9 protein-coding genes and 1 pseudogene are annotated in these 12,729 nt (G+C 65.2%); 5 read left to right on the top strand and 5 right to left on the bottom strand.

Features of this window, described 5'->3' with window-relative positions; genetic code table 11:
- The 3 genes from HB681_RS30675 to HB681_RS30665 all read right to left on the bottom strand — a co-directional run bounded on the left by HB681_RS30675 (window position 1) and on the right by HB681_RS30665 (window position 4,144).
- Window positions 1-948, bottom strand: a complete 948-nt coding sequence (locus HB681_RS30675) for a branched-chain amino acid ABC transporter permease (RefSeq protein WP_213958670.1) — start codon at window positions 946-948, stop codon at window positions 1-3.
- Window positions 949-1,041: 93 nt separating this feature from the next.
- A complete protein-coding gene (locus HB681_RS30670) occupies window positions 1,042-2,283 on the bottom strand; it encodes a branched-chain amino acid ABC transporter substrate-binding protein (protein ID WP_213958669.1) in 1,242 nt (413 codons plus the stop codon).
- A gap of 217 nt (window positions 2,284-2,500) precedes the next feature.
- Window positions 2,501-4,144 carry a 3-(methylthio)propionyl-CoA ligase gene (locus HB681_RS30665; RefSeq protein WP_213958668.1) on the bottom strand — a complete coding sequence of 548 codons (1,644 nt, stop codon included), beginning with the start codon at window positions 4,142-4,144 and terminating at the stop codon, window positions 2,501-2,503.
- Window positions 4,145-4,271: 127 nt separating this feature from the next.
- On the opposite strand from HB681_RS30665, the gene HB681_RS30660 reads away from it, so the two are divergent.
- From HB681_RS30660 to HB681_RS30640, 5 genes are read left to right on the top strand one after another with little or no spacing between them, the layout of a single operon-like run.
- Complete coding sequence (locus HB681_RS30660; RefSeq protein ID WP_213958667.1) at window positions 4,272-5,753, top strand: protein adenylyltransferase SelO; 1,482 nt, start codon at window positions 4,272-4,274, stop codon at window positions 5,751-5,753.
- The gene (msrB, locus tag HB681_RS30655) at window positions 5,750-6,166 is read left to right on the top strand and encodes a peptide-methionine (R)-S-oxide reductase MsrB (RefSeq protein WP_213958666.1); all 417 of its coding nucleotides are present in this window, start codon (window positions 5,750-5,752) and stop codon (window positions 6,164-6,166) included. The genes HB681_RS30660 and msrB overlap by 4 nt, the downstream gene beginning before the upstream one ends.
- Window positions 6,163-6,705 carry a septation protein A gene (locus tag HB681_RS30650; RefSeq protein WP_213958665.1) on the top strand — a complete coding sequence of 181 codons (543 nt, stop codon included), beginning with the start codon at window positions 6,163-6,165 and terminating at the stop codon, window positions 6,703-6,705. The genes msrB and HB681_RS30650 overlap by 4 nt, the downstream gene beginning before the upstream one ends.
- Complete coding sequence (locus tag HB681_RS30645; protein WP_213958664.1) at window positions 6,702-6,977, top strand: BolA family protein; 276 nt, start codon at window positions 6,702-6,704, stop codon at window positions 6,975-6,977. Before HB681_RS30650 ends, HB681_RS30645 begins: the two co-directional genes overlap by 4 nt.
- Window positions 6,978-7,026: 49 nt before the next feature.
- The gene (locus HB681_RS30640) at window positions 7,027-7,812 is read left to right on the top strand and encodes a peptidylprolyl isomerase (protein ID WP_213958663.1); all 786 of its coding nucleotides are present in this window, start codon (window positions 7,027-7,029) and stop codon (window positions 7,810-7,812) included.
- Window positions 7,813-7,863: 51 nt separating this feature from the next.
- On the opposite strand, the pseudogene HB681_RS30635 reads toward HB681_RS30640, so the two are convergent.
- Window positions 7,864-8,398 (bottom strand): annotated as a pseudogene (locus HB681_RS30635) (class III extradiol ring-cleavage dioxygenase).
- 162 nt (window positions 8,399-8,560) lie between these two features.
- Entirely contained in the window at window positions 8,561-12,655 is a 4,095-nt protein-coding gene (gene purL / locus HB681_RS30630) for a phosphoribosylformylglycinamidine synthase (RefSeq protein ID WP_345944784.1), read from the bottom strand.
- Window positions 12,656-12,729 lie beyond the last annotated feature (74 nt).

The following is a 12,729-nucleotide window of genomic DNA, read 5'->3' as shown; positions in this document are numbered from 1 at the left end:
TCAGTCCTCCCGCGTGCCGAGCAGGCCCTTGGGCCGGAATATCAGGATCAGCACCAGGAACAGGTACGGAAGGATCGGCGCGATCTGCGAGATCTTGAGTTGCAGGAGTTCATGGCCGAAGGTCTGGTCGGTCACCGCCATGCCCAGCGACTGGAACGCGCCGCCTATGGATTGGTCCATCGCCACGGCAAAGGTCTGCAGCACGCCGATGAGCAGCGACGCCAGGAACGCCCCCGCCAGCGACCCCATGCCGCCCACCACCACCACGACGAACACGATCGAGCCTACGGCCCCGGCCATCGCCGGCTCGGTCACGTAGGTGTTGCCGCCGATCACACCGGCCAGCCCTGCCAGCGCAGCGCCGCCACCGAACACCAGCATGAAGACGCGTGGCACGTTGTGGCCCAGCGCCTCGACCATGTCGGGGTGCTTGAGTGCCGCCTGGATCACCAGCCCGATGCGCGTGCGCGTCAGCAGCAGCCAGACCGACACCAGCATCAGCACCGCGACCAGCATGATGAAGGACTTCGACTTCGGGAACTGCGTGCCGAAGATGGTGAAAAGCGGGCCCTCTAGCTGCCGCGGCAAGCCGTACGGCACCACCGAGCGACCCCAGATCAGTTGCACCACTTCGAGGATCAGGTACGACAGGCCGAAGGTGACCAGCAATTCAGGCACGTGCCCGAACTTGTGCACCCGGCGAAGGCAATACCGCTCGAACGCCGCGCCGAGCGCAAACACCACCAGCGGCGCGATCACCAGCGCCGGCCAGAAGCCGACCAGGCCCGAGATCGTGAATGCGAAATAGGCACCCAGCATGTAGAAGCTGGTGTGCGCGAAGTTCAGCACGCCCATCATGCTGAAGATCAAGGTAAGTCCGGAGCTCAACATGAAAAGCAGCAGCCCGTAGCTGAGCCCGTTCAGGAGCGAGATAACGAAGAATTCCATTTGCTGCCACCCTCGCTGATTCGTTATTGGGAAGCCATGAAAAACGCCGGAGAGCGATTTGCATCACCCGCCGGCGCTCTGGTTCACGGCGCTTCAGCCCGCGCTGGGACGCTTCATCTGGCAGGACGTCGGGGTGCTCGCGACGTAGGGTTCCAGGTACTTCACCGGCACGAAGGTGTAGCCGGTCTTCTCGACGTTGTACTTGTTCTTGGCGTCGACCTTCTGCCACTTGGAGATCCAGAGGCCTTGCTGCATCTGGTGGTCGGTCTTGCGGATTTCGCTTTCGCCATTGAAGCCGTTGAACTTCAGGCCTTCGAGCGACGCCGCCACCTTGACCGGATCGGTCGACTTGGCCTTGGCCATCGCATTGCTCAGCGCCACCAGGCCGTTGTAGACCGAGAAGGTGTAGAAGTCGTCATTGAACTTCTTCTGGAAATCGACCATCAGCTGGTTCATCCGACCCGTGTAGTTCGAATGGTTGTATGCGATCTGGAAGACGTCCAGGTCGCCGCCTGAAGCCAGCGCCGTGGGCGTGCCCGACACACCGGCGTAGTACGCGTAGACCGGAATCTTCAGGCCGGCATCGTTCAGCGCCTTGATCAGCAGGGTCATGTCCTGGCCCCAGTTGCCGGTCACCAGCGTGTCGGCGCCCGACTGCTTGATCTTGGCGACGTAGGGCGCGAAGTCCTTGACCTGGCCCAGCGGGTGCAGGTCGTCGCCGACGATCTGCGCGTCAGGACGCTTGCGCGCCAGGCCTTCCTTGAAATACTTCGCGACCTGCTGGCCATGCGAGTAGTTCTGGTTCAGCAGGTAGACCTTCTTGATGTTGGGCTGGTCCTTCATGAAGCTGGTCAGGGCTTCCATCTTCATCGACGTGTCGGCGTCCAGGCGGAAGTGCCAATAGTTGCACTTCTCGTTGGTCAGGATCGGATCGACCGCGGCGTAGTTGAGGTAGATGACTTCCTTGCCGGGATTGCGGTCGTTGGCCTTGCCCACGGCGTCCGACAGCGGCACGCCGACGTTCGAGCCGTTGCCCTGCGTGATGTACCGGAAGCCCTGGTCGCTGGCGGCCTTGAGCAGGTTCAGCGCTTCTTGCGGGGAGCTCTTGCTGTCCATGCCGACGATCTCGAACTTGACGCCTGCCGGGTTCTCGGCGGCGGTCAGGTTCTCCGCCACGAACTGCCAGCTCTTGAGCTGGTTCTGGCCCACGTTGGCGAACGGGCCCGACAGGCCCTCGATCATCGCGATCTTGACGGTTTCACCCTTTTGGGCAAACGCGCCGGCTGCAGCGGCCAGCATGACCGTGCCGGCCAGGAATTTCAGGGCAAATTTCATCGAAAGTCTCCACAAGGGTTCAGAAAAAGTCGTTGCGAGCGTACGGGGCTTTCCAAGGCCGAAGCACAGGGAATGCCCGTAAGCCCGCCCACGAAACGCCCGTTTCTATCGCTCAGGCGACAGGCATTGCTACCGGGCGGTAGCACGGGGCGCAGGGATGCCTGTACGTGGGCAACCGCGGAACCGGCTGCGCCGGGCCTCCGGGTGCGCCCCGGGTTCAGACTCCCGGCAGCTTGTAGCCCTTGAGCTGCTCGCGCAGCTTGGTCTTCAGGATCTTGCCGGTGGCGCCGAGCGGAATGGATTCCAGGAACACCACGTCGTCGGGAATCTGCCACTTGGCTGTCTTGCCTTCGTAGAACTTCAGCAGTTCCTCGCGCGTGACCTCCTGGCCGGGGCGCTTGACCACGGTGACGATCGGGCGCTCGTCCCACTTCGGGTGGAACACGCCGACGCAGGCGGCCATGGCGATCGCCGGATGCGCGACGGCGATGTTCTCGATCTCGATGGAGCTGATCCATTCGCCGCCGGACTTGATCACGTCCTTGCTGCGGTCGGTGATCTGCAGGAAGCCGTCGGCGTCGATGGTCGCCACGTCGCCGGTCGGGAACCAGCCACGGCCGTTCTCGTCGGGGATCAGCGGATCGCCGCCCTCGCCCTTGAAGTATTCCTTGACGATCCAGGGGCCTTTCACCAGCAGGTCGCCGTAGGCCTTGCCGTCCCACGGAAGTTCCTTGCCGTCGGCATCGACGATCTTCATGTCGACGCCGAAGATCGCCCGGCCCTGCTTCAGGCGGATCGCGGTCTGCTCGTCGGGCGACAGGGACAGGTGCTTGTTCTTGAGCGTGCAGAGCGTGCCCAGCGGGCTCATCTCGGTCATGCCCCAGGCGTGCAGCACTTCCACGCCGTAGACCTCCTGGAACGCCTTGATCATGGCCGGCGGGCAGGCCGAGCCGCCGATCACCGTGCGCTTCAACGTCGAGAAGCGAAGGTTGTTGGCCTGCATGTGGCCGAGCATCATTTGCCAGACGGTCGGCACCCCGGCCGCGAAGGTGACCTTCTCGTTCTCGATGAGTTCGAAAACCGACTTTCCGTCGAGCGAGGCGCCCGGGAACACCAGCTTGCAGCCGGTGAGCGCAGCCGAATACGGAATGCCCCAGGCATTGACGTGGAACATCGGCACCACTGGCAGCACCGAGTCACGTGCCGACAGGCACATCACGTCGGGCAGCGCCGCGGCGTAGGCATGCAGCACCGAGGAGCGATGGCTGTAGAGCGCGGCCTTCGGGTTGCCGGTGGTGCCGCTCGTGTAGCACATGCTGGAGGCGGAGTTCTCGTCGAAGCTCGGCCAGGCGTAGTCGCTCGAATGCGGCGCGATCCAGTCTTCGTAGCTGACCAGGCCGGGAACGCTGCTGTCCGCCGGGAGCTTGTCGGCGTCGCACAACGCGATGTATTTCCTGATGGTCGGGCAGCGCGCGTGCACCGCCTGCACCAGCGGCAGGAAGCTCAGGTCGAACATCAGGACCTGGTCTTCGGCATGATTGGCGATCCATGCGATCTGGTCCGGGTGCAGCCTCGGGTTGATGGTGTGCAACACGCGCCCCGAGCCACTGACGCCGTAGTACGCCTCCAGGTGCCGGTAGCCGTTCCAGGCCAGCGTGGCGATGCGGTCGCTGAACAGCAGCCCTTCCTGGTCGAGCGCGTTGGCGACCTTGCGGGCGCGCACCGCCATGTCGGCCCAGGTGTAGCGGTGGATGTCACCTTCGAAGCGGCGCGAAACGATCTCGGCGTCGCGATGGTGGCGGTCTGCGAACTCGAGCAGCGACGAGATCAGCAGCGGTTGGTCTTGCATCAAACCGAGCATGGGATGGTCTCCTGATTCCTGAATCGACAAAAATTGGCAGCGGAGTATTGCGCAGTGCGGCATCGGCCCGGTTGGGGGAATGCCCGTAGCGCCGTCCCGCCACTCGAAAGAACGGACAATTGCGCCCATGAATATCCCTTCAGATTCGATGGTTGCTGAGGATTCCGGACTGCGTTGGCGCAATGAATTCGCAGCACTGCCGCCGAAGTTCTTCACCCGCCTCCAACCCACGCCCCTGCCCGATCCGTACTGGGTTGGACGCAGCAGTGCGGCGGCGCGGCAACTCGGACTGCAGCCCGACTGGTTCGCCTCGGCCGAGGCGCTGGAAGTGTTCACCGGCAATGCCCTGCTGCCGGGCATGGCCCCGCTGGCCAGCGTTTACAGCGGGCATCAATTCGGCGTGTGGGCCGGGCAGTTGGGCGATGGACGGGCCATCATGCTCGGCCAGACCGAGACCGGTTTCGAAGTGCAGCTCAAGGGCGCCGGCCTGACGCCCTATTCGCGCATGGGCGACGGCCGCGCTGTTCTGCGCTCCAGCATTCGCGAATTCCTCTGCAGCGAGGCCATGCATGGGCTCGGCATCCCGACCACGCGGGCCCTCTGCGTGACCGGCTCCGATGCACGCGTGCGCCGGGAGGAAATAGAAACCGCCGCGGTCGTGACGCGCACCGCGCCCACCTTCATCCGCTTCGGTCACTTCGAGCATTTCTGGGCCAACGACCGGCTCGACGAATTGCGCACGCTGGCCGACTTCGTGATCGATCGCTTCTACCCTGAATGCAGGCTCACCGGGCGCTTTGGCGGGAATGCCTATGCAGCGTTCCTGGAAGCCGTCAGCGAGCGCACCGCGGCGCTGATGGCGCAATGGCAGGCGGTGGGCTTCTGCCATGGCGTGATGAACACCGACAACATGAGCATCCTGGGGCTCACCATCGACTACGGGCCGTTCCAGTTCCTCGACGGCTTCAACCCGCGCCACATCTGCAACCACAGCGACACCGGCGGTCGCTATGCCTACAACCAGCAGCCCAGCGTGGCCTACTGGAACCTGTATTGCCTGGGCCAGGCGCTGCTGCCGCTGATCGGCGAGAAGGAAACGGCATTGGCGGCGCTGGCGTCCTACCAGGAGGTGTTTCCGCGCGAGTTCCTGGGCCGCATGCGCGCCAAGCTCGGCCTGCCCGATGCGCAGGACGGCGACCTCTCCTTCGTGGAAGCCCTCCTCGCGGTGTTGCGTCAGGAGCAGACCGACTGGACCATCTTCTGGCGCCGGCTTTCACACCACATGGCCGGTGCAGACGTTCAGCCGGTGCGCGACCTGTTCATCGACGCTGCCGGCTTTGACGCCTGGCTGCTGTCGTTCATGGAGCGCCATGCTTCGGTTCCCCGAGCGCCGGCTGCGGCGCTGATGCTCAAGTCCAATCCAAAATTCGTGCTGCGGAACCACTTGGGCCAACAGGCGATCGAAGCTGCGCAACGCAAGGACGACAGCGGCGTCGCGACCTTGCTGAAGCTGCTCGAATCCCCATTTGACGACCACGCCGGCTTCGACGACTACGCCGGCTTCCCGCCCGACTGGGCCTCCTCCATCGAAATCAGCTGTTCATCATGACCGCTCCCGTCCAGAAAACCGACGCCGAATGGAAAGCGCTGCTCGCCGAAAAAGGCGCCGAGCGCGGCGCCTTCGAGGTCACCCGCCATGCCGCCACCGAGCGTCCCTTCACCGGCAAGTACGAGGCGCACTGGGCTGACGGCAGCTATCACTGCATCTGCTGCGGCGCCAAACTGTTCGAGTCCGGCACCAAGTTCGACGCCGGCTGCGGCTGGCCCAGCTTCTCGGAAGAAGCGGTGCCAGGCGCGATCCGTAACATCGTCGACAGTTCGCACGGCATGGTTCGCACCGAGAATGTCTGCGCCAGTTGCGGCGCGCACCTCGGCCACGTGTTCCCCGACGGTCCGACCGAGACCGGCCTGCGCTACTGCATGAACTCGGCCTCGCTGGATTTCAAGCCTTCCACTGAATGAAACTGCTCCTCGACTTCTTCCCGATCCTGCTGTTCTTCGGCGCATTCAAGCTGCACGACATCTATGTCGCCACCGGCGTGCTGATGGCCGCCACGGCAGTGCAGATGGCCATCCACTGGTTCATGCACCGTCGCCTGGAGCCGATGCAGAAGGCCACGCTGGTGCTGATCCTGCTGTTCGGCTCGCTCACGCTGGCGCTGCACGACGACCGCTTCATCAAGTGGAAGCCCACCGTGTTGTACAGCGCCATGGCCATCGCACTCGCGATCGCGTTCTGGGGCTTCCGCAAGAACTTCCTCGAGTCGATGCTCGGCAAGCAACTGCGCCTGCCGCACCGCATCTGGACGCACCTGAACGTCGCATGGATCGGCTACTGCCTCTTCATGGCCGCGATCAACGGCTATGTCGCGGCCTACTTCAGCACGGAGGCCTGGGTCGACTTCAAGCTGTGGGGCTACGCCTTCCCGATCGTCTTCCTGATCGCGCAGGGGCTCTACATCTCGCCGCACCTCAAGTCGGACGACGAGCCCGCGGCATGAGCACGTCTGCAAGCCTTCCCCGGCCCCACGAGCTTGAGGCCACCCTTCGCGCCGCCCTTCAGCCCACCGCGCTCGAAGTCATCGACGAAAGCGCCGCGCATGCCGGCCATGCCGGCGCCGGCGCCGAGGGCTACGGCACCCATTTCCGCATCCGCATTTCGAGTCCGCTCTTCGCGGGCAAGACCCCAGTGGCGCGCCATCGGCTTGTGTATGATGCGCTGCACATTTTTATCGCACAGGGCGTTCACGCCATTGCCATCGAGGCCTCCTGAGCCTCATTCCCCCGGGGCCGACGCGCCCTGCTTTCACTTCCAAGCTCTCATGAAAAAACAAATCTTGCAGGCCGTTGCCGCCACGCTCCTGGTCGGCATGGTTCCCATGGCCGCCTTCGCGCAGAACGCAGCCATCGTCAATGGCAAGGCCGTGCCCAAGGCCCGCATGGATGCGCTCGCCTCGCAACTCGCCGCGGCCGGCCGCCCGGTGACGCCGGAAATGCAGCCCCAGTTGCGCGAGGAAGTGGTCCTGCGCGAGGTGTTCATGCAGGAAGCGCAGAAGCAAGGCATCGAGAAGACCGACGACTACAAGAACCAGCTGGAACTGGCCCGCCAAGCCATCATGATCCGCGGCCTGTTCGAGAACTATCGCAAGACCAACCCGGTCACCGACGCCGAGGTCCAGGCCGAATACGACAAGGCCGTCGCCGCCAACAGCGGCAAGGAATACAAGGCCCGCCACATCCTGGTGAAGACCGAAGCCGAAGCCAAGAAGATCATTGCCGACCTGAAGAAGGGCGGCAACTTCGAGGAAATCGCCAAGAAGCAGAGCACGGACAAGGGCTCGGGCGCGCAAGGCGGCGACCTCGGCTGGGCCAGCGCCGCCAGCCTGGTGCCCGAGTTCTCGGCCGCCATGATCGGGCTCAAGAAGGGCGAAATGACCCAGACGCCGGTCAAGACGGAATACGGCTATCACGTCATTCGTCTCGACGACGTTCGCCAGGCCCAACTGCCCAAGCTCGAGGAAGCCAAGCCGCAGATCGTTCAGCAGCTGACGCAGCAGAAGCTGCAGAAGTATCAGGAAAGCCTGCGCGCAGCTGCGAAGGTGGAATAACCCGGGCTCCCCCTGGCAAAAAGTGAATCAGCGGCCTTCATGGCCGCTTTTTCATGCCCAGATCACCGAGCGCATCGAGATCGAGGCGGACTGGAAATCGGTGTTGAAGAAGCGCGGTGATTCGCCGGCTTCCACGGCGCCGGCGGCATAGAGAAGCGGCAGGTATGTAGTCCATGCTCAGTTGCAGCACCGGGATTTCGGCCTTCGGAAACATCGGCTTCAGCACCGACCAGGTGCCATGGTCAAAGCCCCATTCCGAATCGTCGAGCGCGACGGCGGCGCCGCTGAATGGCTGGCGCAGCGCCCGGCCGATGTCTGCAGCGGCCTGGGGCGCGCTCGGCGCGGGGTACTGCTGGTCGAACAATTCCTGAGGAAAGCCGCCGAAGTCATGGATGGTCTTGGGCCTGGCCATGCCGGTGAGGTACCAGCCGCCGCGTGTCAGCCAGTGCGCGGAAATGCAGAGGATCAATTGCGGTGGCGGATACTTCGCGCCGAACTCCGCGCCCAACGCCTCCCAGCTGCGCCGGTAGGCGTTGTCCCCGATCGCATTCATCGGGCTGCCGTGGCCGACGAACAGCACCGGCATGCGCGGCGATTTCCTGAGCGACCTGAACGCCTCCGCAGCCGCGACGTCAGCCAGCGGCAGCGCGCCGCCCAAGGCGCTTGCAATGAAGACGCGGCGCTGCATCAAGATTTCAGCCCACCCATGTCATCGCGATGGCAGTCGACCGGGTGTCCGATCGCGGCATCAGCCCACCCACTTGCGCGCATTGCGCCAGAGCTGAATCCACGGGCTGAAGTCGCTCTTGTCGCCCGATGTCCAGCTCATCTGGATGTTGCGGAAGACGCGCTCGGGGTGCGGCATCAACGCGGTGAAGCGACCGTCCGCCGTCGTGACCGAGGTCAGGCCGCCAGCGCTGCCGTTCGGGTTGAACGGGTACTGCTCGGTGGGCTGGCCGTGGTTGTCGACGTAGCGCATGGCGGCGATGGCCTGGGCCGCATTGCCGCGGTGCTTGAAGTTGGCATAGCCCTCGCCATGCGCCACCGCGATCGGCAGGCGGCTGCCGGCCATGCCGCCGAAGAAGATGCTGGGCGAATCCAGCACTTCCACCATCGACAGGCGCGCCTCGAAGCGCTCGCTCTGGTTGGTCGTGAAGCGCGGCCAGTGTTCGGCACCGGGGATGATGCCCGCAAGCTCGGCGAACATCTGGCAGCCATTGCAGACGCCCAGGCCGAAGGTGTCGCCCCGGGCGAAGAAGGCCTGGAACTGCGCCGAGAGCTTGGGGTTGAAGGTGATGCTGCGAGCCCATCCGATGCCGGCGCCGAGGGTGTCGCCGTAGCTGAAGCCGCCGCAGGCGACCATGCCCTGGAAATTGGCCAGGTCGGCCCTGCCAGTCTGCAGGTCTGTCATGTGGACGTCGAAGGCTTCGAAGCCGGCCTCGGTGAAGGCGTAGGCCATCTCGACGTGGGAGTTGACGCCTTGTTCGCGGAGGATGGCGACCTTGGGGCGGGACGTCAGGATTGCCGGAGAGCCCTCGCCCCGGCCCTCTCCCGCTTGCGGGAGAGGGAGGAAGACGTGCATGCCGGGGTTCTTGGGGTCGCCGGCTGTCGAGTGTTCCGAATCGGCGCAAGCCGGGTTGTCGCGCTCGCGGGCGATCTTCCAGCTGACCGAATCCCAGACCTGGTGCAGGTCGTGCAGGCTGGCGCTGAAGACCGACTTGGCATCGCGCCAGACTTCGAGCTTGCCCTTGCCCGCTTCCATCGGGGACGACTCGGGACGTGTCTTGCCGACGAAATGACTGTGGGCGCTCAGGCCGTGGGCGCGCAGCACCTGCATCACCTCGTTGCGCTCGGCGGTGCGCACTTGCAGCAGCATGCCGAGTTCTTCGTTGAACAGCGCCTTGAGCGTGAGTTCCTCGCGGCGGGCGCTGACCTGCTGCGCCCAGTTCTTGGCGTCGCCGGTTTCCATGCGGCTGTCGGAAATGCCATCGCCTTCCGTGACCAGCATGTCGACGTTGAGCGCCACGCCGACGTGGCCCGCAAAGGCCATCTCGCAGGCGGCGGCGAACAGGCCGCCGTCGCTGCGGTCGTGCATCGCGAGGATCTTGCCGTCGGCGCGCAGGGCGTTGACGACGGTCACCAGGCTCACCAGTTGCGCCGGGTCGTCGAGGTCTGGCACCGTGTCGCCGCTCTGGCCCAGCGTCTGCGCCAGGATGCTGCCGGCCATGCGGTGCTGGCCGCGCCCCAGGTCGATGAGGACCAGCGTCGTATCGGCCTCCTCTGCGTTCAATTGCGGCGTCAGCGTGCCGCGCACGTCGGCCAGCGTGGCGAAGGCCGTCACGATCAGGCTGACCGGCGAAGTGACCTTCTTCTTCTCGTCGCCGTCGGACCACTGGGTGCGCATCGACAGCGAATCCTTGCCGACCGGGATCGACACGCCCAGCGCCGGGCACAGCTCCAGGCCGACGGCCTTGACGGTCTCGTAGAGCGCGGCGTCTTCGCCGGGCTCGCCGCAGGCGGCCATCCAGTTGGCCGACAACTTGACGCGTGACAACTCGATCGGCGCGGCCAGCAGGTTGGTGATCGCCTCGGCAACCGCCATGCGGCCGGAAGCCGGCGCATCCAGCGCGGCCAGCGGCGTGCGCTCGCCCATGCTCATCGCCTCGCCGGCAAAGCCCTTGTAGTCGGCCAGCGTGACGGCGCAATCGGCCACCGGCACCTGCCACGGGCCGACCATCTGGTCGCGATGGCTGAGGCCGCCGACGGTGCGGTCGCCGATGGTGACGAGGAAGCGCTTGGACGCCACCGTCGGGTGGGACAACACGTCGATGGCGGCCTTCTGCAGGTCGACGCCGGTCAGGTCGAGCGGCTTGAAGTTGCGGGCGATCGTCTTGACGTCGCGCAGCATCTTGGGGGGCTTGCCCAGGAGGACGTTCATGGGCATGTCGACGGCCGTGCCCTCACCCCCGCCCTCTCCCGGAGGGAGAGGGAGTGAACCCGCTTGGCCCCCTCCCCCCTCCGGGGAGAGGGCTGGGGTGAGGGACAGCTCCCCAACAAGCAACTGCCGCTCCTCAGTCGCCACACCGACGACGGAAAACGGACACCGCTCCCGCTCGCAGAACCCAGTGAACTGCGCCAAGGATTCCGGCGCAATCGCCAGCACATAGCGCTCCTGGCTCTCGTTGCACCAGATTTCCTTCGGCGCCATGCCTGACTCTTCCAGCGGCACCGCACCCAGGTCGAAGCGCGCCCCTCGCTCGGCGTCGTTGGTCAGTTCCGGGAAGGCATTGCTCAAACCGCCAGCGCCGACGTCATGGATCGCCAGGATCGGGTTGGACTCACCCTGCTGCCAGCAATGGTTGATCACCTCCTGCGCCCGACGCTCGATCTCGGGGTTGCCGCGCTGCACCGAGTCGAAATCGAGTTCGGCCGCGTTGGCGCCGGTCGCCATCGAACTGGCGGCGCTGCCACCCATGCCGATGCGCATGCCCGGCCCGCCCAGCTGGATCAGCAAGGAGCCCGCGGGGAACTGGATCTTCTTCGTCTGGCCCGCGTCGATGCTGCCCAGCCCGCCGGCGATCATGATCGGCTTGTGATAGCCGCGCCGCACGGTGCCTTCGTCGGACGCGATGGCCTGCTCGTATTCGCGGAAGTAGCCCAGCAGGTTGGGCCGGCCGAACTCGTTGTTGAATGCGGCGCCGCCGAGCGGACCCTCGGTCATGATCTGCAACGGACTCGCGATGTGCTCGGGCTTGCCGTAGTGGCCATCCTCCGGCCACAGCTTCGACACCGTGAAGCCGGTCAATCCGGCCTTGGGCTTCGAGCCGCGGCCGGTGGCGCCCTCGTCGCGGATTTCCCCGCCCGCGCCCGTGGACGCCCCGGGAAACGGCGAGATCGCGGTCGGATGGTTGTGCGTCTCGACCTTCATCAGCACATGGCTGAGCGCGCTTTCCTTCGCATAGGCGCCGCCGCGCGCCACGAAGCGCTCGATCTGCGCGCCTTCCATGATCGACGCGTTATCGGCATAGGCGACCACCGTGTGCTGCGGGTTCTGCTTTTCGGTGTGGCGGATCATGCCGAACAGGCTGTGCGGCTGCGGCTGGCCGTCGATGACGAAGTCGGCATTGAATATCTTGTGCCGGCAGTGTTCGCTGTTGGCCTGCGCGAACATCATCAGCTCGACGTCGGTCGGGTTGCGGCCGAGCCGGGTGAAAGCGTCGACCAGGTAGTCGATCTCGTCCTCGGCCAGCGCCAGGCCGAACTGGGTGTTCGCAGTTTCGAGCGCAGCACGGCCGCCCGCCAGCACGTCCACATGCGCCATCGGCTGTGCCGGCAGTTCGGCGAACAGCGAATGCGCGCTGTCCAGCGTCGGCAGCACCGATTCGGTCATGCGGTCGTGCAGCAGCGCGGACACGCCCACCAGCGCGTCCGTGTCGAGCACCGGCGCCTTGCCGAGCAGCGGCTTTTTCAGCGACAGCCGGTATTCCGTGACGCGCTCGATGCGCCGCACCGCGAAGCCGCAGTTGTGGGCGATGTCGGTCGCCTTGGAGGCCCAGGGCGATACGGTGCCCAGGCGCGGCGCCACCACGACGGAGGCGCCCGCGTCCCGCTCTTCGAAGGGTTCGCCGTAGGTCAGGAGGGCCTGCAATTGCGCCTGCTGCGCCGCGTCAGGCGCCGTATCGGTGGCGACCAGGTGGACGAATCGCGCCGAGACGCCGTCGATGCGCGCATCCACGGCCTGCAGGCGCGGCAGCAGCTGGCGCGCCCTGAAATCGCTGAGTGCGTCGCCGCCTTCGAAACGCGTTACGACGAGGGGATGGTGCGGGGTCACGGGCTGCGTCACGGGTCGGGATAGGCCTTGGAGGCCTCGTTTGAGATGGAACAGGCGGGGGACTGAAAGGCGGCGGCCGCTGACTG

This window comes from Variovorax sp. dw_954, from assembly GCF_018449755.1.
In the GTDB taxonomy this organism is placed as follows: domain Bacteria; phylum Pseudomonadota; class Gammaproteobacteria; order Burkholderiales; family Burkholderiaceae_C; genus Variovorax.
The sequence above is the reverse complement of the archived record's forward strand: the minus strand, read 5'-3'. Positions and strand labels throughout refer to the sequence as shown.